This window comes from Hypericibacter terrae, assembly GCF_008728855.1.
In the GTDB taxonomy this organism is placed as follows: domain Bacteria; phylum Pseudomonadota; class Alphaproteobacteria; order Dongiales; family Dongiaceae; genus Hypericibacter; species Hypericibacter terrae.
The window spans coordinates 504,313-529,371 of record NZ_CP042906.1; the positions used below are offsets into that span (position 1 = coordinate 504,313).

At 63.6% G+C, this 25,059-nt stretch carries 18 protein-coding genes and 1 pseudogene; 9 read left to right on the forward strand and 10 right to left on the reverse strand.

What is annotated here, in order from left to right; genetic code table 11:
• Nucleotides 1-104 precede the first annotated feature (104 nt).
• From FRZ44_RS02350 to FRZ44_RS02365, 4 genes are all read right to left on the reverse strand, one after another.
• Complete coding sequence (locus FRZ44_RS02350; protein WP_191908375.1) at nucleotides 105-2,888, reverse strand: IPT/TIG domain-containing protein; 2,784 nt, start codon at nucleotides 2,886-2,888, stop codon at nucleotides 105-107.
• 387 nt (nucleotides 2,889-3,275) lie between these two features.
• The gene (locus FRZ44_RS02355; protein WP_151175662.1) at nucleotides 3,276-3,758 is read right to left on the reverse strand and encodes a tryptophan-rich sensory protein; all 483 of its coding nucleotides are present in this window, start codon (nucleotides 3,756-3,758) and stop codon (nucleotides 3,276-3,278) included.
• A gap of 106 nt (nucleotides 3,759-3,864) precedes the next feature.
• Nucleotides 3,865-4,488 (reverse strand): glutathione S-transferase family protein, encoded by a 624-nt coding sequence (locus FRZ44_RS02360; protein WP_151175663.1) that lies wholly within the window; start codon nucleotides 4,486-4,488, stop codon nucleotides 3,865-3,867.
• A 231-nt stretch (nucleotides 4,489-4,719) separates the two neighbouring features.
• Entirely contained in the window at nucleotides 4,720-5,949 is a 1,230-nt protein-coding gene (locus tag FRZ44_RS02365; RefSeq protein WP_151175664.1) for a RidA family protein, read from the reverse strand.
• Nucleotides 5,950-6,318: 369 nt separating this feature from the next.
• Between FRZ44_RS02365 and FRZ44_RS02370 the strand changes: the two genes are divergently transcribed.
• Complete coding sequence (locus FRZ44_RS02370; protein WP_151175665.1) at nucleotides 6,319-7,530, forward strand: aromatic ring-hydroxylating oxygenase subunit alpha; 1,212 nt, start codon at nucleotides 6,319-6,321, stop codon at nucleotides 7,528-7,530.
• 260 nt (nucleotides 7,531-7,790) lie between these two features.
• The gene (locus FRZ44_RS02375; RefSeq protein ID WP_151175666.1) at nucleotides 7,791-8,744 is read left to right on the forward strand and encodes a hypothetical protein; all 954 of its coding nucleotides are present in this window, start codon (nucleotides 7,791-7,793) and stop codon (nucleotides 8,742-8,744) included.
• An 84-nt stretch (nucleotides 8,745-8,828) separates the two neighbouring features.
• On the opposite strand, the gene FRZ44_RS02380 is transcribed toward FRZ44_RS02375, so the two are convergent.
• The 4 genes and pseudogenes from FRZ44_RS02380 to FRZ44_RS02395 all read right to left on the reverse strand — a co-directional run bounded on the left by FRZ44_RS02380 (nucleotide 8,829) and on the right by FRZ44_RS02395 (nucleotide 11,751).
• Nucleotides 8,829-9,002 carry a hypothetical protein gene (locus FRZ44_RS02380; RefSeq protein WP_225308516.1) on the reverse strand — a complete coding sequence of 58 codons (174 nt, stop codon included), beginning with the start codon at nucleotides 9,000-9,002 and terminating at the stop codon, nucleotides 8,829-8,831.
• Between the two features lie 230 nt (nucleotides 9,003-9,232).
• Complete coding sequence (locus FRZ44_RS02385; protein ID WP_151175667.1) at nucleotides 9,233-9,925, reverse strand: glutathione S-transferase family protein; 693 nt, start codon at nucleotides 9,923-9,925, stop codon at nucleotides 9,233-9,235.
• Between the two features lie 130 nt (nucleotides 9,926-10,055).
• Nucleotides 10,056-10,172: pseudogene (locus FRZ44_RS27240) on the reverse strand (IS5/IS1182 family transposase); the annotation flags it as partial.
• A gap of 223 nt (nucleotides 10,173-10,395) precedes the next feature.
• On the reverse strand, nucleotides 10,396-11,751 hold the full coding sequence (locus tag FRZ44_RS02395) for an MmgE/PrpD family protein (protein WP_151175668.1): 1,356 nt from the start codon (nucleotides 11,749-11,751) through the stop codon (nucleotides 10,396-10,398).
• A 401-nt stretch (nucleotides 11,752-12,152) separates the two neighbouring features.
• Between FRZ44_RS02395 and FRZ44_RS02400 the strand changes: the two genes are divergently transcribed.
• The 5 genes from FRZ44_RS02400 to FRZ44_RS02420 all read left to right on the forward strand — a co-directional run bounded on the left by FRZ44_RS02400 (nucleotide 12,153) and on the right by FRZ44_RS02420 (nucleotide 18,992).
• Nucleotides 12,153-13,946, forward strand: a complete 1,794-nt coding sequence (locus FRZ44_RS02400) for an adenylate/guanylate cyclase domain-containing protein (protein WP_151175669.1) — start codon at nucleotides 12,153-12,155, stop codon at nucleotides 13,944-13,946.
• 312 nt (nucleotides 13,947-14,258) lie between these two features.
• Nucleotides 14,259-15,281: a methyltransferase gene (locus FRZ44_RS02405; protein ID WP_151175670.1), complete on the forward strand. Its 1,023-nt coding sequence runs from the start codon at nucleotides 14,259-14,261 to the stop codon at nucleotides 15,279-15,281.
• 382 nt (nucleotides 15,282-15,663) lie between these two features.
• The gene (locus tag FRZ44_RS02410; protein WP_151175671.1) at nucleotides 15,664-16,683 is read left to right on the forward strand and encodes an NADP-dependent oxidoreductase; all 1,020 of its coding nucleotides are present in this window, start codon (nucleotides 15,664-15,666) and stop codon (nucleotides 16,681-16,683) included.
• Between the two features lie 739 nt (nucleotides 16,684-17,422).
• The gene (locus FRZ44_RS02415; protein ID WP_151175672.1) at nucleotides 17,423-18,052 is read left to right on the forward strand and encodes a hypothetical protein; all 630 of its coding nucleotides are present in this window, start codon (nucleotides 17,423-17,425) and stop codon (nucleotides 18,050-18,052) included.
• A gap of 1 nt (nucleotide 18,053) precedes the next feature.
• The gene (locus tag FRZ44_RS02420; RefSeq protein WP_151175673.1) at nucleotides 18,054-18,992 is read left to right on the forward strand and encodes a M48 family metalloprotease; all 939 of its coding nucleotides are present in this window, start codon (nucleotides 18,054-18,056) and stop codon (nucleotides 18,990-18,992) included.
• Nucleotides 18,993-19,185: 193 nt separating this feature from the next.
• Here the strand turns inward: FRZ44_RS02420 and FRZ44_RS02425 are convergent, their stop codons facing one another.
• Nucleotides 19,186-20,118, reverse strand: coding sequence for a hypothetical protein (locus tag FRZ44_RS02425; RefSeq protein WP_151175674.1), 933 nt, complete (start codon nucleotides 20,116-20,118; stop codon nucleotides 19,186-19,188).
• A 206-nt stretch (nucleotides 20,119-20,324) separates the two neighbouring features.
• Between FRZ44_RS02425 and FRZ44_RS02430 the strand changes: the two genes are divergently transcribed.
• Entirely contained in the window at nucleotides 20,325-22,298 is a 1,974-nt protein-coding gene (locus tag FRZ44_RS02430) for a BTAD domain-containing putative transcriptional regulator (RefSeq protein ID WP_151175675.1), read from the forward strand.
• 792 nt (nucleotides 22,299-23,090) lie between these two features.
• On the opposite strand, the gene FRZ44_RS02435 is transcribed toward FRZ44_RS02430, so the two are convergent.
• Nucleotides 23,091-23,405, reverse strand: coding sequence for a BON domain-containing protein (locus FRZ44_RS02435; protein ID WP_151175676.1), 315 nt, complete (start codon nucleotides 23,403-23,405; stop codon nucleotides 23,091-23,093).
• Between the two features lie 442 nt (nucleotides 23,406-23,847).
• Between FRZ44_RS02435 and FRZ44_RS02440 the strand changes: the two genes are divergently transcribed.
• The gene (locus FRZ44_RS02440) at nucleotides 23,848-25,050 is read left to right on the forward strand and encodes an aromatic ring-hydroxylating oxygenase subunit alpha (RefSeq protein ID WP_191908376.1); all 1,203 of its coding nucleotides are present in this window, start codon (nucleotides 23,848-23,850) and stop codon (nucleotides 25,048-25,050) included.
• Nucleotides 25,051-25,059 lie beyond the last annotated feature (9 nt).

Genomic DNA, 25,059 nt, shown 5'->3' on the forward strand with positions numbered 1-25,059 from the left:
GGCAGGAGGGGCGGCGAGCGTAGCGAGCGGGGAGGGGTGGTGGCGAGATCTGGCCCGTACCCCTCCCCCTACCCCCTCCCGCAAGGGAAGGGGGTGAAGAAAGATCACCGCAAGATATGCAGCAGGTTCGATGACGCGTCGGCGAGCTCGCTGGCGTGGAAGATGAAGGCCTGCACCTGGTAGGTGCCGGGCTGCAGCTTCCTGTCATCGTCGAGAAGGCTGACGCGAACGTCGAAGGCGCCACTGCTCTTCGTCCGGGTCTCCGCCGCCCGATGGGTCTTGCCGTCGGGCAGCAGGACGTCGGCGAGGATGCGCTGGTCGCCGCGGGCCGGTCCGACGGCGCCATGCAGCACGATCGAATCCTTGCGCTGCGATTTCTCCTCGATTTCGAAGCGGATGGACGCGCTCCTGCGCGCATGGACGCGATAGAAGGTGCCGCCGATCGGATAGAAGCGCGAGCCCGGCAGGGTGTGGGTGATCGGCATCTCCTCGCTGTAGCTGCGCGGGATGAAGCCGGCCACGCGCAGGGGGGCGGTTCCCGGGTAGCGGCCCTCCTTCTGCTTGCCCATCTTGTAGACATTGATATCGGCGAGCGGCCAGACCATGACCTCGAACTCCTTCTCGGCCTTGCCCTCCAGCCACACCCAGGCGTTGGGGATCTGCGCCGCCCAGCCCAGCGGCAGGCCGCGCATCGAGAGCGCGATCGCGCGGGGCTCGTCGAGCGGATTGCGCACGGCGGTGCGGATGAAGATCGGGTCGGCGGGGCTGCTGCCGGCCGCCTGGAAGTCGAACACGTTCTCCTGTGCGCTGTTGTTGCCGCCCGAGATCTCGCCCAGCTGCGGCGACGCGTAGACCTTGAGGCAAGTATGCTTGCCGACGACGGGCACCCAGTTGCAGAACTGGTCGATGGCGCCGTCCTGCGGGATGCTGGCGATGGTCTTGACGGAGATCGGCGACCAGTTGCCGTTGTCGCCCACGCCCGGCGGCGTGATCGCGTAGAAGGTCACTTTGACATTGGCCGCCCCCATCGCGCCGCTGACATGCACGCGCGCGGTGAACTGGTTGATATGCGACACCCACGGCTTGTCGCCATTCCCGGTTGGCCGGCCCTCGCTGTCGAGCGGACTGTCGAAGCTGCCGAAGGGATCGCGGTCCACCCAGATGTCGGGCGATTGCCAGTCGGAATCCCAGGGCTCGACCTTGAGATCAAAGCTGCCGTTGGGATCGTCGGCGATGGTCTGCGCCCAGGCGACGCGGACCCTGCAGACCAGCGGCCGCGCCTGGACGGCATCGTCGAGCACGGTGATGACCAGCGCCCGGGCCGGGTCCTCGACGGTCTCGTTCTCGACCAGCACCCGGTCGTCATGCATCAGCGTGATGAATCGGGTCTGCTGGTTGTTGTGCATCTCGTCTGCGATCACCCGGGTGACGATGACGCCGCCCTGGTTCGCGGCGGCGCCGAGCGGGATGCTGTCGTCGAAGATCTGGGTCGTGGTGCCGGGCCGCTGGCGCACCTCGACGAAGTAGGTGAGGGCGTCGGAGACCTTGATCTTGAGGATATGGAAGCGGTTGGCGTTGCCGTCCTCGGTCAGCCCGTGGGCGATGAGATCGACATCCTCCTGATGCGGGTTGCGGTCCCATTGCAGCGTCTTGATGTTCGCCGCCTGATAATAGCCGAGCTTCTCGAGATGGAAGCCGGTGAAGAGCGGATGGGAATCGTGATTGCCCATCAGCTCGAAATCCTGCGCCGTGGCGGCGCCCGGATCGACCAGGTCGGAGCCGTAGACATCCTCGCCGAGGGTCGCGGTGCCGTCGCCGGTCTCGGTCGGGGCCGAGACGATATTGTGGCCGAACTCATGGGCGAAGCGGCCCCAGTTCGCGTTCTCCTGGATCCAGAGCAGGTTGATCTTGTGGGAGAGGGTGATGTCGATATGGATGTGGCTGGGGTCGCTGGTCGGCTTGCCGTCGTCATAGGAGAAGGTCGAGGTGTCGGAGCCGCCCCAGGCGCGGATGAAGGCGCCGTTGGTGAACATCACCGAGCAGAGCATCTGGTAGTTGTCGAGGGTGAAGCCCTCGTCCTGGGCATGCTGGGCGGCGATCGCGGCGATGCGGTCGAGCTGGCCGCCGATGATGTTGACGGCGCCGGTGAGATCGACGAAATCGGCGAAGGTGCCGTCGAGCTGGGCCGGGGTACTCACAATGTCGAACTGGACGTTGGTCTGGCCGTAGCTCGCCTGCGTGTAATAGGTCTGGACGTTGGTCCAGCGGGTGTTCAGGCCGGTGCGCACCGTGGCGAAATTGGCGGGCACGCGGTCGGTCGCCTGGCACACCACGATGAGCACGCGGATGGTGCCGATCGGATTGACATCGCCGGCATCGCCGGCGCCGGCACCGGTCGCGAACACCGGCGGCCCGTCGTCGCTATCGCCCGGGTAGCCCGCCACCGCGAAGTCGGTGGCGCTGTTGGCCGTGCGCGTGCCGACGGTCACCTTGATCGGGCCGTCGTCGACATCCTTGGTCACGAGCGCCTTCAGCATCGAGCCGCTCGCCGCCAGCACCGGGACGGCGGTGCCGCCGATGGTGACCTGGTTGTCGGCGCGGGCGGGCGCGAAATTCCATCCCTCGATCGTCAGGATCGTGCCGCGCGGGGCCTTCGGCGGATCGAACGAGGTGATGCGCGGGCCGATCAGCCAGGGGAGATGATCGTCGAGCCAGTCCCGCAGCCGCAGCGGCGACTTCTTGATCGCCGGGCTGAGCTTGGCCAGATCGAACTTCGCGCTCTTGACCGGTGGTTTCTTGGCCGGTGCCTTCGGCGCTTTGCGCTTCGGCGCCGCCTTCTTCCTGGTGGCCTGCTTCTTGCGCGAGGTCGTCGTCAGGCGCTTCGCCACGGAATCCTCCCTCGAGAAATGATGCGAGCAGCCGCGAGCCCGATCGGCGGCTGCGCGCAACGCGAGGTCGCGCGCAGCCGACAGGGCTTGCCTCCGGTCACGGTGATGCTGGAGTCACGAAAGGCCCCCGGCACGGATCCGGCGGCGCCGATGGCGCCGCGCGGGATGATCGACAGGCTCGATGCGCCCCGGGGCCTGCAGCTCGTACGACGGAACGCCCCCATGGGCCGGACCGCCGCCTCATCGAGACTACACGTGGCGTGGAGAGACTGTAGTCCTGGAACGGGACAGTCTCAACGGGTCAGATTCCGGCTTTTTGTTACAGCCGCACGGCAGTGCCGCGGCCAGAAACGAGAAGAAGGAAATTTCGCGCCGCGGGCCCCGCGCTCATCGTCCCATCAGGAGCGCGAAGGTGGCGAAGGAGACCCAGATCGCCGGCAGGATGGTCAGCGCCGACGCCAATCGCGACGCCGGCCACAGGCGGCCCGCCAGGAAGGCGCTGGCGGCGATGGTCGCCAGATTGCCGATGAAGCCGGCGGTCTCGTTGCTCAGGCCCACGGTATAGAGCGGATAAGCGAGGCAGGCCGCGATGAGCAGGAGCAGCCAGGGTGCCAGCCGGCGGGGCTCCGGCGCCGCGTCGCTGGCGAGCCACCAATAGGCCACCGCCAGCAGCGCCAGCAGCAGGACCCACACGGCGCCGATGACCCATCCTGGCGGCAGCAGCGGATAGACGCGTCCGCTCCCGGTGGAGGCGCCGACCCAGCCGAGCGCGAAGATCAACCCGTTGAGCGCCAAGGTGACCAGGATCGTGGCCAGCACCAGCATTGTGAGCGATCGGCCGGTGCGTGCGGGGCGGAGGGCGAAGGCCATGGTCGTCTCCTGTTGCGGATCGAAGATACGGCCGGGCAGCGGGAACGGATCGGATTGCGGTTCCCGAAATACTCTCCTCCCGCGAAGGCGGGCCGAGAGGAGGAAGTCATCCGCTCTTTGGATAGACCACGTCCGCCGGGAAGGTCGCCTGGAACTCGGGCCGCGCCTCGCAGCGAGCCGAGAGCGCCTCGAGCGCCGGGTAGCGGCCGCGCGGCAGCAGCTCGGGGTCCGTCATCTGCAGATAGCGGAGCATGCAGGCGGTCGTGATCTGCACCTGGTCGAGCTTGGCGTCTTCCGGCCATTCCATCGCGCCGAGGGCGGCGATGGCGCCCGCGGCCTGGGTGCGGCAGCGCTCGATCCAGCCGGCCCAGCGATAGGCGGGCGGACGGATGAGCCGCTCATAGGCCGAGGCGCCGGCCTTGTCGACCGCGCCGATGGCGAGCGCGATGCGCTGCAGCGCCCGGCGGCGCTTCACGCCCGATCTCGGCAGCAGCGCGTGCGACGGCCCGACGGTCTCGTCGAGCCAGTCGAGGATGGCGATCGAATCGATCAGCACCTCGCCATCGTCGAGCACCAGCGAGGGAATCCGCGCCAGCGGATTGACCTTCCGCATCGCATCAAAATCGCCGAACACCGAGCGCGTGTCATGCTCGTAGGCGAAGCCCAGCACCCGCAGCGAGATCGCCACGCGCCGCACGAAGGGGGAGTCGTACTGGCCGACGAGGATCATGGGGCTTTCTCCGACGCCAAATAATGCCGGGCTGTTGCCTGAACCTAGGGTACCCCTCCCCCTACCCCCTCCCGCAAGGGGAGGGGGCGAGAGATTCATTCATCGCGCCCCTCCTGCAAATGAAGTGAAGCTGGGAATCAAAAGAACTCACGCCCCCTCCCCTTGCGGGAGGGGGTAGGGGGAGGGGTGATCTCAGTCTCGATGCCCGCAGAATGTCGCTGCACACCGCCTCTACCCCCGCGCCACGCCCCAGATCTCCACGGTCATATCCTTCGTATGCATATGCGGCTGCGGCACGAGCGTCAGCGGGGGCAGCGGGCCCGGGATGCAGGTCCGGAGCATGTCGATGAAGGCCTGCGTCTCCGCCTCGGTCCCTGCCGAGGTGAAATAGGCGATCACCAGCTTCAGGTCCGAGGCCGTGCGGTCGAAGGCGCGCAGCAAATCCTCGATCAGGCTCATGGTGAATTGCGTCTGCGGCAGGAACTGCCCGGGCAGCACGGTCACGCCCTTGTTGGAATCGGGCGCCGAGGGCACCTGGCCGCCGAGCCAGATCATGTCGCGCAGCCGGATCGCCTGGCGGTAGGGCAGCGGGATCTGCCAGTCCCAGACGCGGCGCGGCCAGCGGTCCTCGCGCGGGATGTATTTGTCGAAGCCGTTCCAGCTCTCGCGCATGCCCATGACCTCGATCTTGGTCTGGGCGCCCTTGGGGTAGAGCCCATGGCAGGGCACGACGGTGGCGACGGGGCCGGGTTCGCGGAAGAAGGAGCCGCGCATGCGCGCCATATCGGCCCAGGCTTCCGTGGTGATGCCGAAATAATAGCCCTCCATCTTGATCGCATCCTGGAAGGAGGCGCCGAGCGCCTTCAGCGTCTCCTCGTGGCGCGACATGATGATGCGTGAATGGGCGACGCCGTCGCCCGGCATCGGGTTGCCCTCCTCGTCGATCGCGGTGCGCGCCGGCACGACGACGAACTCGTTCGCGCGCAGGCCCAGCGTGATCTTGCGCCCGCCGAAGCGCGCACGGTGCTTCGCCGGCACCTCGCCGGTGACGACGCGGAAATCGGTCGCGTGGTCGCGCCAGCCGCGCGTCGCGATCGCCTGCGCCTGCAGCGCCTGGCCGGCGAAGGGCTGCAGCGGCACCGGATGGAGCGTGATGCCGGGCAGGGGATCGCGCTCGAAATGTTTCGCCAGCGCCGCCAGCACTTCCCATTCGTCGCGCGACCCGTCGCTCTTGTAGAAGACCTTGAGCCGCAGGATGTCGGCGAGCCCGCAGCCCTCGACCGCGAGCGCCGCGGCGATGTTCGCGATCGTGCCGGGGATCTGCGCCAGGAGATCGTCCGGATGGCGGATCTTGCCCTTGGCATCGAAATCGCCCGCGCCGCCGACGAAGCTGAAACGCCCCGCCGTGCCGGCCAGATGTTGCGGGCCGGAGATCGGCCATTTCCAGATTGCGTTGCCCATGTTCGCTCCCCGAGGGTGATGTGATGCGGGCGAAAGCCTATCGGCGATCGCGGGCGGGGAATAGCGGGCAGAGGAGGGAGCGGACGCGGGCGTTGCCCGCGAACTTCGTTCCCCTCCCCCTACCCCCTCCCGCAAGGGGAGGGGGCGTGGGTGGCGTAACTCTCGCTCGAAGCTTGAAAGTAGAGCGAAGCGATCACATCAACCTAGGGGGTAGGGGGAGGGGTCGGCGCAGAGAATTGCGCGTCAGCGCGCCACTTCAATGTCCTACGACAATGATCCCTGCCGCCCCGCTTTTGCCCCGTTCGATGAATCCCGCTAGAGTCCCCGCCACTCCGACATCGAGAGCCCGAGGCAAGGGAGAGTTCCGACATGCTCGACGGTTTGACCAACGCGCCCGCGACCGATCTGCGGATCGAGCCGGAGAACGTCCTCGATCCGCGCCATTATGCCGGCGTGCGCGAGCAGGGGCCGCGGCTCCATGCGCTGCCGCTCTGGTGCTACAGCTCGCCGAAATTCTTCCAGGCCGAGATGGAGAAGCTGTTCTATCCCGGCTGGAACATGATGGAGCGGCTCGACCGCGTGCCCAACAAGGGCGACTTCCACACGCTCACCTTCATGAACATCCCGCTGGTGATGGTGCGCGGCAGCGACGACAAGGTCCGCGTCTTCGCCAACACCTGCCGCCATCGCGGCGCGCTGGTGGCCGAGGGCTCGGGCAACTGCAAGAGCTTCCGCTGCCCCTATCACGCCTGGGTCTATTCGCTCGAGGGCGACCTCTTGGGCGCGCAGCAATATAGCGACGGCGAGGACGTGCCGCTCGTCACCGACGAGAACAGGCGCGAGTTCGGGTTGATCGAGATCCCGAGCGACAGCTGGGGCGGCTTCCTGTTCGTGAAGTTCCGCAAGGGCGGCGAGAGCCTGGCCGACTTCCTCGGCGGCCTGCCGGCGGTGCTGGCCTCGCACCGGCTCGAGGACATGGTCTGCACCAACCGGCTCGTCTTCGACATGGACGCGAACTGGAAGGCCTTCGTCGAGAACTACAGCGACGGCTATCACATCCCGACGGTGCACAAGGATTCGCTGGCGCGCTGGAAGGCCAAATATACGCGCCAGCCGCCGCCGCCCAACGGCAACTACACCATCGCCTTCGCCGAGCATGAGGGCAGCCAGCTGCTGCTGCCCTTCCCGGACTATGTCGGCTTTCCGGCGATGCCGCAGATCGAGAAGCCCTGGGACAAGGGCACCTTCTTCGTCACGATCCGGCCCGGCATGATGATGACGATGGGCAATGACGGCGCGCTCGCCTTCTGCTGCGAGCCGACCGGCCCCACCACCTCGCGCCTGACGGTGAGCTCGCTGTTCCCGAAATCCACGGTCGCCCGCAACGATTTCGAGGAGATCGCGAAGAACTACTACCGCCGCAACGGCATCGTGGTGAAGGAGGACGTCGACATCTCGCTGCGCCAGGCGGCCGGCATCGCCTCGCCCTTCGCGCGGATGGTGACCCTGCAGAAGCTGGAGAAGCCGCTCAACCAGATCGCCAACTGGATCCTGGACAAGGTGCTCGGCCCGACGGCCTGAAGGCTCTGGGGTCCGCCTTGCGTATTCGGGGCGGGCCGGTCATGCCCCGCCCGCGAGCCGGCCGCCGAGAGGCCCTGGAACCGCCGAAACCCGTCAATCGGCCGGACCGCCCGCGCGAAACGATTCATCCCTAGCCGGACGGCTACAACCTTTCGGTAGCTCGCCTTTGGCGGGTATCCCTTGGCGGTCTTGCCCTCGCGCGGTATGATTCTGTTCCTGGTGGGAAAGGCCAGGAACATTCGGGGGGACTCATGCCGAGGATGGATTCCGTCTTGGCGCTGGCCGTGGCCAGCGTGGTGTTGGCCTGCGCCTTGGGGGCAAAGGCGCAAGAGGCCGCGACGTCGTTGCAACCGGGCCATCTCTATGCCGACGCGGCGGGGACGGCGCGGTACCTGCAGCTTCCGCAACTGCGGACCGGGTTTCAGCACACGCCCACCGGCCAGTCGGTCGACGACAACAGCCTATGGATGGGCGGCGGCGAGCTGGCGGTCGGCTTTGTCCTGCCCGAGGGGTCAGATTTCCTGGGCTCGAGCACGCGAATCGAGCTGCGTGGCAATTTCGCCACCGGCGAAAGCGATTCCGGGTCGGTGGGGAACGCTGTCACCATCATTTCGACCAGCGGATTCTCCGCTTATAGCTGCAGCAACTGCTCGGTGTCGTCGAACCGCGACGTTTCCTTGTTCGGCGGCCAGCTTCTGCTGCGGACCGACGTCGCCCTGTCGCCTTCGGTGAACCTGTCGCTCTCCGCGGGGCCCAGCTATTCGGGGCTCTATCAGGACGAGCAAGCCAAGATGTCGGGCGCCTCGATCGTGACCGGCCGCAGGCTGTCGCTCGATACCGACTATTACGGCGCGGATCTGGGCGCCGATGTGGCGGTGAAGGTCGGCGGCGGCGTCTCGCTCCTGGCCGGCGCCGACATCGACCTGTCCTACGCCTCGGCCAACCTCCATTACAAAGGCGGGCCCAGCAACAGCACCATGGTCGATGCGGGCTTCACCAGCTTCAACGACAGCGCCGTCTCGGCGCATCCGGAGCTGCGGATCGGCGCGGCTTACAATGCCGGCTTCGCCACCCTCGGCGTCAAAGGGTTCGTCGATTATTTTTCCTATGTCCCGGTCGCGGATGCGCCGACGGCGAGCACGCAGACCGCCAAGGTCCAGAGCGGCGATGCCTGGAGCGCCGGCGGGGACCTGACCGTCACGGTCCCGTTCTGATGGCGCCGGGCGGGACCCGGCGGTCCGGCCCGGCGTGACGATGACGATGGGCCGTGACGGGGCGGCAGGCAGCCGCCCTCGGCCTCAGTTCATCGCCTGGTTGGCCTTGTTCTCGATGAAGGTGCCGGTGTTGCGGATATCGCGGCCGAAGCCGGCCGTCGTGTTGCAGCCGGTCAGCGCCAGGGCGGTCAAGGTGAGCAGGAAGGCCGTCCAGGCCTTCCAGGCGGGCATCCGGGTTCGGGTGGTCGCGGCGATCATCGTCTGAAATTCCTCGGATCTTGAAATTCCGACGATTCAACAACAGCGCCGGGGCGGCCTCAAGACCGCCCGCGGCCTGCCCGTTTTCTGTCACAGGCCCGGTCTGGAGCCTGATCGTCACAAGTCGTTTCGACTTGTGACGTGAATCAGTCTCCGGTTGTTCGAATCAGAGCAAGATTCACGGATCAGCTTGATTCAAGCTGATCCGATCTTGCTCTGGTGGCTGCGGCTCACTCCGCCGCGGCCCTCGGCCCGTCGACGAACTGCGAGATCCATTTGTTGCGGCGCTTGACCATGTCGCGATACATGGCCTCGAACTCGGCCGGCGGGAAGCTGTGGGTCGAGGGCCGCGCGACCAGCGCCTCGGCCCAGGCCTTGACCCGCGGGAACTTGTCGATATGGCCGATCTTGCGGATCCGCTCGAGGAAGAGATGGCGCTGGAGGAAGGGCGCGTAGGCCGCGTCCACCAGCGAATAGCGGGCGCCGTTGAAGAGGGGACCGCCGCTCTGGCGCTCGAGCGCCCGCTCGAGCTTCTCGAAGGCGGCCGGCACCAGCGCCGCCGCCTTGTCGAATTCGGCCTCGCTGTCGACATAGGCATGGGCCGAGGTGATGTCGACGAAGCTCGGCATGTACTCGATCCAGGCGCGGTGGACGGCGCGCTCGACCGGATCCCCGGGATGGAGCCGCGGCGCGGCCGTCTCGTCGAGATATTCGGCGATGGCGCCGGACTCGAACAGCGCCCGGTGATCGTCGAGCCGCAGCACCGGCACCTTGTTGTGCGGCGAGATCGCGCGGAACCAGTCGGGCCGGTTGTCGGCCTCGATATGGATGAACTCGAAATCGATCTTCTTCTCGCGCAGCACGATCGCGACGCGCTGCACCCAGGGGCAGCCCTTGAAACTGACCAGTTGCATCTTCGCCATGGCGGCCTCGCTGATGGATCGGGGATGGGACAGTCTCGCATGGTTGCGCGCGGTCGGTCAAAGCACCGGGCGTTCCGCGCCTGCGCCGGCCTCGAGCAGGGGCGAGTGGCCAGGCCGCGGACTCATAAGCGCGAAGCCATAGGCGGATCGCTGCGAACTTGACGAAGGCGAGAACGTTCGCGGCGCGCTTCTCGTGCCGTGTCGCGATTCGACGGTAGTGCTTGATCCGGTTGAAGAAGCGCTCGAGGTGGGTCTTCTTGCATGCCTGATCCAATGTCCGAACCCAGCCCGTAAGCGGCCGCCTGATCCCGACTTCTGTCGCTTCCGCAGATGACCCAAAGCGGACGTCATGCCGACAGCTTGGCAGATCACCAACGGGTCGACTGCGGAGCTATCGGCCAGCGTTGCATCTCCGCTGACCGCGCGGCTGAAGTTCGTATGTCTGCACGACATTTCCGGCCGAAGACCGCTCACATGCAGGCGCCCATAATGACGCTTGCGCTCGGCAATGCTTCCAATCGGTCGACCAGCGACGCCAGCTGGCCGCTTCTGCTCCTGCCGAGAACCGGATCGACCAGGCAATGGAACTTTTCGGCCACGCGTCGTCCCTGTTCTTCACGATCCTTCATCGGTATCCCGCAATCCTGCCTGGCGCCGAAATCTCGGCCATCGTGGAGCTGGACCTCCATTTCGCTCTCTGTGAGAGCAAGATCGGGTGACAATTCCACGGCAACCTTGCCACGAATGGCGTTTAGCGCTGGTGATTGGGCATTTGCATCGCAGAATACGGCGGGACGCGATGTCTCCATTCCGGCTAGCGACAGAGCCGTCGTCGCGCGCAGGCTAAATTTCATCTCCATGCCGGTTCGCGGCTCTTCAATATTGCAGATTTCGTTGCAGTGGCTGTTCGCCCGCACGCGGACAGCGCGTATCTCCTCCGGCAAGAAGCCATGCGCTCGGCGGAGCCGGTGGCCGCATTCCATCGCCGCTTGCGTTTCATAGCAGGCGGCGTGAAATTTGAAGAGGTTGTTGAAGAGATGGTATCCGGCATCGGGATCCCGAAGCGCGGCATCGCTGTTGAAATCGGAGCTGTGCGTGGCAGCAAACCCCTGCGCACATTCAAGCGCATCTTCGCGGCTGTCAAAGCCACGCCGCGCTAACGTTGCCGCGAAGAGCCCGGTCGCCGCCGCCGCTCCCGCATGTAACGCCTTGCATGAGGTTCCAAACATCGCCTTAAGGCCGGCGGTGCGGGTTGCGGCGATGCCGAGTGCGCGAGCTGTCGCAGCGCGGTCCAATCCGATAAGCCGCGCGCATGCAGCGGCTGCCCCTAGACTGCCGATCGTGGCCGTTGCATGAAACCCACGTGTGTAGTGCCCCGGCGCAACCAGAAGCGCGATGCGGCAGGTCGTTTCATAGCCGGTCAGGAAGGCATTCATCACTTCCGACCCGTTCGCGCCCTCGCGTTCTGCCAGCGCTAACACAGCGGCTAGAATCGGTGCCGTGCAGTGGCCAGGCAACGTGAGATTGACGTCGTCATAGTCGAGCAAGTGCGAGATTGTACCGTTCAGCAGGGCCGCCTGTTGGGTCGGCAGGCGCTTGGGGCTCCCGAATACGAATGCCTGCGGATGACCGCCTTGCTCCTCCAACTCCTCCCGCAGGACCAGCACAGGAGGGTCCGAGGCAGCGGCGATGGACACACCGAGCCAGTCGAGCAGGCTTTGCTTGATGAGCAACGGCAGATCCGGCGACCCGTCTTGCCAGCGCAGCACCATCACCTTGTCCACGAGAGTCCTTGTGATGGCGCCGTCGGCGGCGAGTCGCTTCATTGAAGGCCCCGAAATATCTGCCTATTCGAAAGGCGGCCGCCCCGGTTTCGCGGCCAGAAAAAATCGGTTTCCGTGTTGATCGGCAGCCTTCATCCTAAGCGATAGGCGCGTGATCCTCCAATATGTGATGGTGGCGCTCAAGGGAGACATCGCGGACGGTGCGCAGCGTCATCGCTCAAGCAAGGCGACGAACTGAAGGGGTCGATGCTTCGGTACTTGACGCTGAACGGCGATTCTCGCGTGCCTGATCCTATGTCCGGTTTCAGCCCTCAAGCGGCCGCAAATTACGGATTTCTGCCACTTTTGCAGATGACCCAAAGCGGCCATCCGGTGGAATAGACTCCCTTCGGGGGTGCTCATACAATCCGGGGCATAGCGTCCTCTGAGGGCAGCCGCACCCCATGGCCGAAGAACGCGTCCAGCGTCGCCTTGCCGCGATCCTCGCCGCCGATGTGGTCGGCTACAGCCGCCTGATGGAGCGGGACGAGGCAGGCACGTTAGCGGCGCTCAAGGCACGGCGCCGTGACGTATTGAACCCCCTAGTCTCCAAACACCAGGGCCGCATCTTCAAGACGACCGGCGACGGCGTGCTGGTAGAGTTCGGAAGTGCCGTCAACGCGGTTCACTGCGCCGTCGATCTCCAACAAGGCATGGCCGCCGCCAACGCCGACCAGCCCGAGGACCTGCACATTGTGCTGCGCATCGGGGTCAATCTGGGAGATGTCATGGTCGAGGGCAGCGACCTCTACGGAGACGGCATCAATATCGCAGCTCGGCTCGAGGCCGTCGCCGAGCCAGGCGGCATTTTGTTGTCCGGAACGGCCTACGACCAGGTCAAGAACAAGATCAAAACCACCTTCGTCGACATTGGCCCCCAGACCTTGAAAAACATCGCCGAACCGGTTCGCGCCTATCGCGTCACCGACACACCAACCGTTGCAGTCGTGGCGCCCAAAATCGCGGCCGGCAAACCTTCCATCGCCGTGCTGCCCTTCACCAACATGTCCGGCGATCCGGAACAGGAGTATTTCTCCGACGGCATTACCGAGGACATCATCATCGAGCTGTCGCGCTTCCGCGATCTAGCGGTTGTAGCCCGAAACTCGTCGTATGCCTATCGCGGCAATACGGTTTCGATCCAGCAAGTCGGGCGCGAACTCCGCGCTGATTTCGTGCTGGAGGGCAGCGTTCGCAAAATGGGCAATCGTATCCGCATCAACGCCCAGCTCATCGATGCTGCCACGGGAAGGCATGTCTGGGCAGAGCGCTATGACCGGAGCATGGAGGACGTTTTCGCCATCCATGATGAGATCATCGCGACAATCGTCTCGAGTTTGACCGGCCAGATCGACAGCACCATCGTGCTCCGGGCGCGAGCAAAGCCGCCGGCTAGTTGGCAGGCCTATGACCATGTGCTGTCCGGTATCGCCGCGCTCGTCGTTGAGCGCTTTTCTCGGGACGTATACCTGCGCGCCATCGGGAATTTCGAGCGCGCCACCGAGATCGATCCACAATATGCTCGAGCGTTTGGCTGGATCGCGCTTTGCTACAACCGAATGGCACTTTTCTTCTGCAAAGGCAGCGAAGAGGAATACACCCGGCTGCGCGCACTAAGTCGAGAGAACGCACGCCGGGCGGTGGCGCTTGATGGCAACAATGCCGAGGCCCTTAACCTCTTGGGTTGGTCGCAAATCTGGGAGGGAAGTTTCGCGGAAGGTGAGCGTCTCGTCGAACGTGCATATTCTATCAATCCGAATGATGGCGTCGGCGCACTGAGATTCGCAACGGCATTGATATATGTGGGTAAACCCGAGCAGGCAGTTCGGTTGGCGGAGGCGGTGATTCAGCATACCAGACCGCATCCGGAATGGTTCCTGTCCGATCTGGCGGAAGCCTACTTCTACGCGCGCCGAAATGACGAATCCGTGGCGCTGTTTGAGAAAGTGCCGGATGTGGAAATCAACGAGAATCGCGCGGCCGCCGTCTGTGCCTTTGCCTATGCCGGCCAGCTGGATCGTGCACGGCTTCAGGCTGACCGATATGCGGCGCAGATGCGCGCGAATTGGATCGGTGATCCAAATGCGGGAATAGCAGAAATGCTGGAGTGGGAGTTCCAGCACTTCCTGCCGCGAAGTCGGCCGGAAGATATCGACTATGTCCGTGACGGCCTGCGCAAGGCCGGGATGCCAGCATGATGTCCCACTCCTTCCGCTTTTGGCACTAAGCGGCGGTCCTCGCGCGCTGAACTTGGCGTCCGGTTTCGGCCCTTAAGCGGCTGCTAGGCGCGGCTTCCTGTCCTTATGTAGATTGCCCGGAACGGACACTTGCCATGTCAGGCTTCTTACGAGAAAGCGGAATCCGGCCAATCCAACAGCTGTCACAAATATCGGGTCTAGTCCCCGTCACTCGAACGAAGGTTGGCTTGGAGTAGCGCTAGAACATGTTGCGTGGCTGGCGCCAGCTGAGCAATGGAGCTGGCGCGCGGCGCTTGCCAATAGGAGGCGATTATGTCGGAGCTAGATCCGTCACATATCATGCAAGTCGGGATGGGATTCTTTGCGTCGAAGACGCTGCTTTCAGCCGTCGAATTGGAACTCTTCACCAAACTCGCCATGCAGCCGATGACGGGCAAAGAGATCGCCGCAGCTTTGCAACTTAATCCACGCGCCATTCCGGACTTTCCGGACGCACTGGTGGCTCTCAAGTTTCTTCAACGCGACGGCGACGGCCCCGATGCGCACTACTCGAATACGCCCGAGAGCACGTTTTTTCTGGATCGAAACAGCCCTGGCTACATCGGTGGCATCCTCGAGATGGCGAATGCCCGCCTGTATCGATTCTGGGCAGACCTCACAGCGGCTCTCAAGACCGGCATGCCGCAAAATGAAACTAAGCAATCGGGAGAGCCGATGTGCGCGAAGCTCTACGCGGACCCGGCACGCCTCGAGCAGTTTATGAACGCCATGTCGGGGATTTCTGCTGGAAACTTCAAGGAGTTTGCCCGGAAATTCGATTTCTCTGGGTTCAAGACCCTTTGCGATGTCGGTGGCGCGACTGGACAGCTTTCCTGCATGGTCGCCGCAGCGAATCCGCACATGCGCTGCGCCAGTCTCGATCTCCCCAAAGTCGTGCCGATAGCCACACGCAAAATTCAGCAGGCGGGCCTGACCGACCGGGTAACGGCTCTCGGTGGCGACTTCTTGGCCGATCCATTGCCCAAGGCGGAGATCATCACCATGGGGATGATCTTGCACGACTGGAACCTTGAGAAAAAGAAGCTGCTCATTCGCAAGGCGTATGACGCCTTGCCCCCAGGCGGGGCGTTTGTGGTTATCGAGGCGCTCATCGACGATGAAAGGCGCGAGAATGCGTTCGGCTTGATGATGTCTCTCAACATGCTGATCGAGTTTGGCGATGCCTTCGATTACTCGGGAGCCGACTTTGTGGGCTGGTGTCGCGAAGTCGGATTCCGGGATTTTCAGATCATCCCGCTGACGGGCCCGTCGAGCGCTGCGGTCGCCTACAAGTAGCTAAATTATGGTTCGATTTAGTCGCCTGAGTCCTCGATTCGGGCCAAGCGATTGCGTCTGGACTGTTTGTCGACCGCTTCGATAAACCAACAGGATGTCCGCTAGTGGCACATTTCAGACCTAGGCGCAGAGCGCCGCCACTTCGCGCTTTGACCCAACTCGGACGTCCGGCCCGGATAGACGCCTCGACCATGATCGTGCATCCTTAGCTGAATAGGCTCTCGACCAGGTTGCTGGTGCGGATTTCAGTCCGCGCGCCAACGCGAGCGTTAGCCACCGGACGCGGGCCAAGAGTCTCGCGACCTGGCGATCGTGTCTCGCCAGCGAGCGCGCACCGGGCGAACCGTTCACCTGAGTGCATTCACCTGCGAAAGGAACTGCCATGAGTGGGAGCATCAACAAACGTGTACTGCTGGCGCGCCGGCCCGAAGGCCTGCCGAAGCCGAGCGATTTCCGCCTTGAGGAGGTGACTATTCCGGCGCCGAAGGAAGGCGAGCTTCTGCTTCGTATCCTCTTTCTCTCCCTCGACCCTTACATGCGCGGACGCATGGACGCCGGGGAGTCCTATGCGGCACCGGTGGAAATCGGAGAAGTCATGGACGGCGGTACCGTAGCCGAGGTCGTCGTGTCTCGGCACAAGGATTTCGTCAAGGGCGAGATCCTTCTCTCTTATTCCGGCTGGCAGAGCTATGCCCTCTCTGACGGCCAGGGCCTGCGCAAGCTCGATCCGGCAGCAGCACCCGTCTCCACCGCGCTCGGTGTCCTCGGAATGCCGGGTTTCACCGCCTATGCGGGACTCCTTACCATCGGTCGGCCCAAGCCCGGCGAAACTGTGGTGGTCGCCGCCGCCAGCGGTGCGGTTGGCTCCGCTGTCGGCCAGATCGCCAAGATAAAGGGGGCGCGCGCGGTGGGGATCGCTGGCGGCTTGGCGAAATGCGCCTTCGTCCTTGAGAACCTTGGCTTCGACGCGGCGATCGACCGTCGCGCGCCCGACTTCGCCCGGCGCCTGAAGGAAGCTTGCCCCAAGGGCATCGACATATATTTCGAGAATGTCGGTGGCGCGGTCTGGGATGCAGTCTTTCCACTGCTCAATGATTTCGCCCGCATTCCCGTCTGCGGCCTGATCGCCGACTACAACATGAGCGCTCCCTTTCCAGGCCCCGACCGCCTGCCCGTCGTTATGGACCAGGTTCTGACCAAGAGCCTCACGATCCGCGGTTTCATTCAGCGCGAGTTCGCTGACCAGCGTCCAGCCTTTTATTCGGAGATGAGCCAGTGGATTCGCGGAGGCCGCCTGCGCTATCGCGAGGATGTGGTGGACGGTCTCGACAATGCACCGGACGCCTTCATCGGCCTGCTGCAGGGGCGCAACTTCGGCAAGCTGGTTGTGCGGGTCTTATAAGTGGCCCTCGGCAGCGACCGCCCAGGTGTGAGTAACGAATGAGGTGATACGTTGTTGAATGTCTGGCAGGCAGCGAAGCTGCCCTAGCGCAGCAACTGCTCACCCTATGTAATCCAAAGCAAGTGTGCTGCGCGATTCGACGCGCTGGCTGCGGCGATGATCCGCTCGATCCATCTGACGAATTCCTATTGATCAGAAGACCACCGTCCAGCGTGACCTCCTCCATGCTGAGCGGAGATTCGAATGTCTGGATCTGGCACATCCCGGACGAATCGCGCCAAGCTCAGGAAGTCTGCTGTCGGAGGTGAAGCGGACCCTTCACCGTGGTCGACGCACTGCCGAGTTTGACCCAAACAGACCTTGCTGCCATCAAGTTGACGCCGACTGGCGTCGTCTTCGCACTCGCCAACCCCCATTGTGTCTTTACATACAATCAGCGCACTAGACCCCTGTTTCGGCCTACGCACGCCAGAACGGCTTGTCGCTTTCGGTAGAGGCATCGGCGGGACTGGTGCCGCAATTCTGCACCGCTCGTCCGCCCGGTTCCGGCTGGCGGCGATCGCCACTGTCTGGAGTATTTTATCTGCCATGGCAGGCCAACGGGCGTCGCTGCGCTAAGCCTGGCCGAACGGCATTGACGGCACGGGTGGTAGCTGTGAAGCTTGTCACGGTGATTGACGCGTATCGGTAGCACATCACTATTGGAGCGAGAAGGAACCGAACTCCGCAGGGGGGTTCCATGGATGTCGATCCGCTTTTTCTCGGCCGCGTTGTCGAACGCATTCTGGTGGTTATCTTCGGCGGGCTGTCGCTGGTCTTGGGCTGGCGGCTGTTCATGGTCGGAGTGGTCGATCCGCAGATCGCCGAGATCAAGTTCAAGGACTGGAAGGTGAGCTTGCGCCAGGTCGGGCCGGGCTCGGTGTTTGCGGCGCTGGGGATTGGCGTAATGGCCTTCGCGTTGTCCAAACCACTCGAGATAACAGAAGGGCCGCGGGCTTCGCATTCCGTCGAGACCGCGAGCGCGGGGGGAGGCAGCCGAAGCCTCAGCTATCTGGGAGAAGGGGAGGCGCCGGACCTTCGCCACTGGGTGCGCGTACTGAATACCTTCGCGCGGCTGGATACGGAGCGGCTGAAGCAGGATTCCGCACAGGCAACCGCCCTCAAGGCCGAGCTGGTGCAGGCGCAAGAAGGCGCGGTCGTCATGCGCAACATGCTCCTGCTGGAGAAATTCTCCCAGGCGGATCTCGCAGTTTGGCAAAAATATCAGGACGCCTATCTGCAGGATCCACGCTCGGTGCCGGGCGACGTCCGCCCGACTTTGACAGCGCTCGAGCCCTGGATGACCTCGACCGTCGCCGACGAGCGCTGACGTGATTGCGCTGAGCCGCTTGGCATGCATGCTCGCCGCCGGGCTCGTGTTAGCGGTGGGATCGGCGTCGGCAGTGCTCGCCCAGACCTCTGAACCCGATAGTGCTGCTCCGCTATCCATGCGCGATGACGAGATGCGCATGATCAATGCCCTGCTCGACGCATTCATGGAAGTCATGGCACCGGACGAGCAGGCAATCCTGCGCGAGATCGATGTGCGGATTCCGATGGACTACGATGTCACCCGTGTCGTCGCCTATCGAGACGATAGCGGCCGCATAATCGAAGTCAGCTTCGGGTTCTTCGGCTTGGCGATCCAGCTCTGCGATGACGAAGTGCTGGCTGACTACTACGCGGCGCAGGACCCTGGTATCTATGACAAGTTCGAGGCCTACGTGACCAGTCTCAACGAGGCCATCGACCGGAACGAGCAATCGATGAGCCAGCATGCGCTGCCGCGGTTCGCCTTGTTCGCCGGCATCCCGGAGGAAACGGCCACGGCGCGGGCGGCCCAGGAGGATTTCAAATCTTACGCCGCGAACCTTCGCACCTCGGCCATCGCCTTCGTTCTAGCGCATGAGATCGGACATCACGTCCTAGGCCACACCGACATGCCGCCGCCGGAATCGCCGGCGGTGAGCCGCGAACGCGAGAGTGCCGCCGATCGCTTCGCCGCGGAACTGACCATGCGGGTCGGTATGCCAGCCTTCGGTGCGCTGCCGGCGCTTGCGCTGTTCGCTGCGGCGGAGGGCGAAACGCTCGAACCTCAGGCCAGCCACCCCCTCGGCACCTGTCGCATCCTCGCCGCGATGCTCGATTCCGTCGATCGGCTCGCGGTTGACGAGCGGACGGTCCACCTGCTGGACCAGAGTCCGGATATGATGCCGGGAGGCGAACGTTACGAATATTTCAGGACACTCATGAAGACGAATTGCTCCTGACGTTCACCGGCGAAGTAACTACGCACCCTGATAACGGCCAAATTCTACAGTCGGGTCGAGGCGGTATGGGCACCTTCCAGCCCAACTTACGCCAGCAAGAAATGGCCTGCTGCATTCGCGACAGCCCGCGCAGTGCGCGCAACAGCAATGGCACTTCTCCGGACAGGCTCTTGCGCTAACATCCGCTTTATCTTCAATAGGCGCTGCTGAGCGATCTCCAGAGGTCGATGTTTGTGTTCGCCACCAGCTCGTCGTGGGCGGCTTCGAGGCAGGAACGCACGTTGTCGAAGTAATGACTCACCTCGACCTTTGCTCCACAAGTGGCGTACATCTTGCGCGCCAGGGTGACGCCCTCGATGCCCGATGCCCGTCCGGTTTCGCTCGCAATCGCAGCCTCGAGCACGCGGCCGTCGGAATCATTGATCGAGTGCCCGCGAGCCGGCAGTGCATTGATCATCTGGTTGGCGAGCCTGATGGCATCGCCAGCTTCGTCGATCCGATCGAAGAACTCCGTCCCCACCTCACGGACTGTGCCGGTCGCAATGGCGATCTCGGCTGCGGTTTGTGGATTGGTGTCGTTTGCTGCTGCCATTGGCACCAGCGAGACCCGCTCGCCGATATCGATCGCGATATCAAAGAGGCCCAGTTTCGCCAATTCCCCAGGCGGCAGCGTTACCTCGATTGCGGTGAAGCCACGATCGGTAGCAAATTCGAGGTAGGGTGTCGCCGATAGCCGCACGTTTTGGCCCAGTCTGTTTGTGCCGCTCAGAACAATTTCGGCGCCTTCGATCGGAACATAGGTCTGCCCTCTTGCCGGATTGTCCCGCGATTGCTGTAGGCAAAAAGTACTAAGATCGGCGCGGCAGCCGTCGTTGAGGCAATTGAGCGGGATGGGGCCATGGCTCGCGACCACACCGAGGATCTGTGGCGCCGCCTGAGCGCTGCCGGTTGACGTTGTCCAGCCGAACGGCTTCTGCACGGGCAAGACGGTGTCGGGGTGTACTCCCATGCCCAGCCGGCTTCGATCGTTCAGATCCTCAGCAGCAGTCTCGCCAGAAAACGCCGTCAGTAGGGTCAGGAGCAGGACAAAGCCGATAAATCCATTCGGTAGCGGGCGGTACATCATGTCTGCGGCCTCCTCTCTAGGCGGTGACGATCAAGTCGCCGGCGGCGGCAAAGTCAACGCTCGTAGGAGTTACGATGAGTGCCGTTATAAAAACGCTTGAATTTCAGTAGAACTCCGGGCGCAGCACGGCAATACCCGTGCCGTTCGGTATAAAAGCGCTTAAAGTAACGGTGTGCGTTGGAATCGCTTCAATGGTCATATGAACCATGACGGTGCTCGTACTCTGTCTTCTCGGTGGTTTTCAGGCACGCCTCCCGTCGAGTCGCCCTTTGACAATCAGGAGCAAGAGGGCCCAAGCGCTGCTGGCTTGCCTCGCAGTCGCCCCCGGAAACATCCTTACCCGCGACAAGGTCGCGGGCATCCTGTGGAGCTATAGCGACGACGGGCATGCCCGCAATAGCCTGCGGCAATCACTCACGATGCTCCGGCACGATCTCGTGGCGGTTGAGCCGTTCCCGATCATCGCGGAGGGCGACAGGTTGGTCCTCGACAGAGCGGCCGTCGATGTCGATGTGTGGAGCTTCGAACGGCTGGCGGCCTCCAACGACTTCGAGCAACTCCGAAAGGGGGCAGATCTCTATCGGGGTGACTTTCTCGATGGCATTCACCTGTCGGACCCGGCATTCGAGGAATGGTCGGCCGCCGAACGTGATCGACTCCGTCGATTGGCGAGCGATGTGTTCGAGCGACTCGCCGCCCGTCAGATCGGCGGCGATGCAATTACGGCCGCCCAGCGCCTGCTGGCCCTCGATACACTGCGCGAGGCCTCCCATCGCGTGGCAATGCAGGCCTACGCAGCCCAGGGCGAGGTGGATTTGGCCTTGCGGCAGTACAAGACCTGTCGCGAGATCCTTCGTCGCGAACTTGGAGTGGAGCCGGATGCGGAAACGCAAGATCTCTACCGCCGGGTTCGCGACACCAGGTCGGCCCAGATAGATACGAAGCATTCTGCCCCGTTCGTGTCGATTGCATCGCGAGAGTTGCTAACCGATCCGGCGCAAAAGCCGGCGGTCGCGCTGCTGCCATTCGTCAACATGAGTACCGATCCGCACCTGGCTAGCTTCGGCGACGGACTCGCTGAAGACATCATCACGGAGTTGTCCCGCTTTCATAGCCTCTTCATCATCGCGCGCAGCTCTTCCTTTCAGTATCGCGATAGGGCGATCGACGTGAATCTCATGGGGCAAGCGTTGAAGGCGCAGTACATCCTCGAGGGGAGTGTGCGAACAATCGGCCGATCAATTCGCATTACCGTGCAGCTCATCGACGCGGCCACCGGGAATCATCTGTGGGCCGAGCGTTACGACCGCGACATACAGGACATGGCCCAGGTCCAGGACAAGCTGACTGCAGCAATCGTTGCAGGAGTCGCGGCGCAGATCCGTGCCGCTGCCACGGAGCAAGCGCGTCGCAAGCGGACGGAGAGCCTGGCGGCGTATGAATTACTGCATCTCGGCCTGGAATACCTGAACAGAGCCGGCAGTGACGACATTGTGCCGGCGCGGCTACTGTTCCAGCAGGCGATCGAGATCGATCCCAACTATGCGCAGGCCCATGCTCATCTCGCCGATACCTTCGGCGAATCCCATTGGATCGATGTCTATCGGGCGGGCTCCGCCGAGGCCGGATTGGATCGTGCATTGGAAAGCGCGGTGAAGGCTGTGGCACTGGATGACAGCGATGCGGTCTGCCACTGCGTGCTCGGTGCGAACTATCTTTGTGCAAAGTCGTTCGATCTCGCGAGGCTCGAACTCGACAGGGCGATAGAGTTAAATCCGAACGACCCCGATCTCCTCGTACAGCGAGGCGCTCTGGAGAATTTTACCGGCCAGCCGCAGGCGGCGTTGGACCTGTTCGACCGGGCGGAGCGGCTCAATCTGCGCCCGCCTAATTGGTACCGCCACCATCGCGGTCTGGCCCTATATGGGCTGGGGCAATATGCAGAGGCATCAGCCGCATTCGAACGGATGATTGTGCGGCCAACGTATGTCGTTCGCTATCTTGCAGCCAGCTATGCTCAGTCAGGTCGGCCGGCTGAGGCGAGGGCCACAGCGGCCGCTGCGCTCAACATGGAGCCCGGGTTCAATCTACGAAGATATGCGGTGGTAGAGCCGTACAGGTCGGGCGCAGATCTCGACCATATGATGGCCGGGATGCGGAATGCGGGTCTGCCGGCATGATGGTCGATTGGCTCAAAACTTGACGACAAACGCACTTCCGCACTTGGCACATCCCGGCCATGCCGTCTGCCGCGTCTGCCGCGTCTGCCGGCCGCCTGGCGCTCAAGACCAGACTCTAGACGCCGCCGGGCCTAGGCGTTCATGCTCTCGTCGCCGGCTTACCGATCCGCGGCGCCCGGTGGCCGACGGACCTACGCCAGCCGGACAGGTCATATCATGAGCAGGAGCACGGCAATGGAAAGCGTTACATTTCGGAAATGGCTGGCGGAGCACGGATGTCGCTTCGACCAGCAGGAGCATCACAAGCGCGGCGAGGGCCAAGCTATGGTGACGGTGCATCGAGAGGGGCGGACATCGCAAGCGCCTCTGAGCGGTTCGCACAAGGATATCGCTCCGGAGGAATTGCGCCGGATCTGCGAGGAACTCGGCCTCGATTGGTCCAAGTTGCCTGGACCGAAGAGCCGGGTATGAGGCGCTCGTCTCAACGGACTCCGGCAGGGTGCCCCATGGCGCGTTTTCAGGTCCAGGCCATAGTCCCAGCCTATTGATCCTTGGCCGCCGATCGTTCGGCTCGCCATCGCGGCCGGCGAAGACGGCGCGCTGAGGGCACCCGCAAGCGTGACGTGATCGGATGAGCCACGACGCTACGTCTTCGAAACGGGTTGTGTCGAAGCGATCGGTTTTGCAGGCGTGAACAGGGGGCAACGCCCGTCAACACGACAGCCAGGTCGGGGTCACCCGCATCCGCAAAGCCATGAGAGAGTCCTGTGTGGCGGCCGGAACCGCCTCCCGCTATTTGACGATCAGGTTGTTGCGGATCTCCTTCACGCCCTGGACACCGGCAGCCACTCTCGCCGCCCGCTCCTTCGCCGTCGCCGAGTTCACGAAGCCGCTCAACTGAACGACACCCTTGAAAGTCTCGACGTCGATCTGAAAGACGTTCAGCTCTGAATCGCCGATGAGCTGGGCGCGCACCTTGTTGCTGATGGTCGCGTCGTCGATGTATTCGCCGGTGCTTTGACTCGTTGGCGTACTGGAACAGGCCGCCATCGGTCCCGCAAGAAGTCCGGTGAGAACGAGGGCCGCCATGAGACGCGATGTCTTCATCTCCGTTTCCTTTCAAGGTCGTTGCGCGCTGTCTTCATTCTGATCGGGCATTTCCCTATTGGCCGGCTTTCCGTGGCTGAAAGTGATCCGCCGACCTGATTTCTCTCGACTGAAGAAGCGATTTTCATCGGCTCCGAACGGGAGGATCGCGCTTTCCGCATGGTGTCGCGGTGTCACGACAACGTCCTCATTCATTGGATCGATCAGAAATCAGGAATAGGAAAACATATCGCTTTCCGGCGGCGCGGTACCTTGACTTGGATCAACATGCAGCCGGTGAGCAAAAATAGTCCGGCCTCGTATTTCTTGGATGTCGCGCAAGTCCGGACGGACAGGAAGATCGCCGCCGGCCCCGGGTTTGTGCGGGGGCCCCGCAGGCCCTATCATGCCCTCATCGCGAGTGCGGATTCCGGGCCTGCTCATTCAGGGGGGAGAGAGCGCCATGTCTTCCGTCGATGCGTTCCTGACCGAGGCGGATCGCCGCGCGATCCGGGCGCCGATCGAGACGGCGCGCACCTTTCCGCAGATCGCCTACCGCTCGCAAGGCTTCTTCGAGCTCGAGGTCGAGCGGGTTTTCAGCCGCAACTGGGTCGCGGTCGGGTTCGGCGGCTCCGTGCCTGCGCCCGGCGACGCGGCGCCGGTCGAGATCTTTGGGATGCCGCTGCTGCTGATGCGCGGCGACGACGGCGCCCTCCGCGTCTTCCACAATGTCGGCGCCCATGACGGCTGCCCGGTGGTGCTGAAGCGCCGGTCGGGGCCGGGGCCGATCGAGGGGCCCTATCATGGCTGGCAGTACGACCTGCGCGGCCGCCTCATCAAGGCGCCGTTCTGGGACGGGACGCCCGATCCGGATGTCGGGCCCTTGCGCGCGCAGGGCGGCGATCTCGTGGAGATCCGCTCCGGCCTCTGGCAGGACATCGTCTTCGCCGATCTCTCCGGAAAATGCGCGCCGCTGACCGAGTTCCTGGCGCCGCTGATCGCCCTCTTCGCCGACCACGATCTCTCGGGCCTCGAGATGGCGATGGACGTTCCCGAGGGCGACGGCGTCCACCGCGTGCTCGCCCGGGCGAATTGGAAGGCGCTCTGGGAGAACTACGCGCCCAACGTCTATCACGAGGGCTTCGTGCATGAGATGTATCGCCAGTCGAAACATGTGCCGCGCGTCGACGCGGCCGGCAACAAGACCTTCACCGAGATCGATGACGGCATCGTCAAGGGGCTGGGCTTCGAGACGGCGCGCGTCAGCAACACCTACCCCGCGGTGACGTTCCCGAAGATCCGGTCGAAGCGGACCGGCGAGCCGGTCGCGGTCTCCTATATCCTCAATATCTATCCGAACTGGGCGCTGCTGGTGTTCCCGACGCATTTCCGCGTCCGCATCCTGGCGCCGCTCGATGCGGGGAGCTGCGAGTGGCGGATCGCCAGCTACTACAACGGGGGTGCGGCGCGCGACCCGAGCGCGCTGGCGATGCGGCAGCGAAGCATCGCCGGCTCACTCCATGCGGGCCAGGAGGACGACGCCATCTGCGAAGCCGTCCAGCGCGCGCGAGGCTCGCCCGCCCACCGCTCGCATTTCTACTCGCCCTTCTGGGACCGGATGCATTGGGACTTCAACCGGATGGTGCTGGGGGACTTGGAGAGGTAGGGCGGCGAC

Excerpts from the sequence above, each read along its gene's own strand:
- FRZ44_RS02405 (WP_151175670.1), top strand. The coding sequence starts at position 14,259 with ATGTCGGAGCTAGATCCGTCACATATCATGCAAGTCGGGATGGGATTC.
- FRZ44_RS02415 (WP_151175672.1), top strand. The coding sequence starts at position 17,423 with ATGGATGTCGATCCGCTTTTTCTCGGCCGCGTTGTCGAACGCATTCTG.
- FRZ44_RS02355 (WP_151175662.1), bottom strand. The coding sequence starts at position 3,758 with ATGGCCTTCGCCCTCCGCCCCGCACGCACCGGCCGATCGCTCACAATG.
- FRZ44_RS02440 (WP_191908376.1), top strand. The coding sequence starts at position 23,848 with ATGTCTTCCGTCGATGCGTTCCTGACCGAGGCGGATCGCCGCGCGATC.
- FRZ44_RS02365 (WP_151175664.1), bottom strand. The coding sequence starts at position 5,949 with ATGGGCAACGCAATCTGGAAATGGCCGATCTCCGGCCCGCAACATCTG.
- FRZ44_RS02375 (WP_151175666.1), top strand. The coding sequence starts at position 7,791 with ATGGATTCCGTCTTGGCGCTGGCCGTGGCCAGCGTGGTGTTGGCCTGC.
- FRZ44_RS02395 (WP_151175668.1), bottom strand. The coding sequence starts at position 11,751 with ATGAAGCGACTCGCCGCCGACGGCGCCATCACAAGGACTCTCGTGGAC.
- FRZ44_RS02360 (WP_151175663.1), bottom strand. The coding sequence starts at position 4,488 with ATGATCCTCGTCGGCCAGTACGACTCCCCCTTCGTGCGGCGCGTGGCG.
- FRZ44_RS02410 (WP_151175671.1), top strand. The coding sequence starts at position 15,664 with ATGAGTGGGAGCATCAACAAACGTGTACTGCTGGCGCGCCGGCCCGAA.
- FRZ44_RS02380 (WP_225308516.1), bottom strand. The coding sequence starts at position 9,002 with ATGATCGCCGCGACCACCCGAACCCGGATGCCCGCCTGGAAGGCCTGG.
- FRZ44_RS02370 (WP_151175665.1), top strand. The coding sequence starts at position 6,319 with ATGCTCGACGGTTTGACCAACGCGCCCGCGACCGATCTGCGGATCGAG.
- FRZ44_RS02425 (WP_151175674.1), bottom strand. The coding sequence starts at position 20,118 with ATGATGTACCGCCCGCTACCGAATGGATTTATCGGCTTTGTCCTGCTC.
- FRZ44_RS02400 (WP_151175669.1), top strand. The coding sequence starts at position 12,153 with ATGGCCGAAGAACGCGTCCAGCGTCGCCTTGCCGCGATCCTCGCCGCC.
- FRZ44_RS02385 (WP_151175667.1), bottom strand. The coding sequence starts at position 9,925 with ATGGCGAAGATGCAACTGGTCAGTTTCAAGGGCTGCCCCTGGGTGCAG.
- FRZ44_RS02430 (WP_151175675.1), top strand. The coding sequence starts at position 20,325 with ATGACGGTGCTCGTACTCTGTCTTCTCGGTGGTTTTCAGGCACGCCTC.
- FRZ44_RS02435 (WP_151175676.1), bottom strand. The coding sequence starts at position 23,405 with ATGAAGACATCGCGTCTCATGGCGGCCCTCGTTCTCACCGGACTTCTT.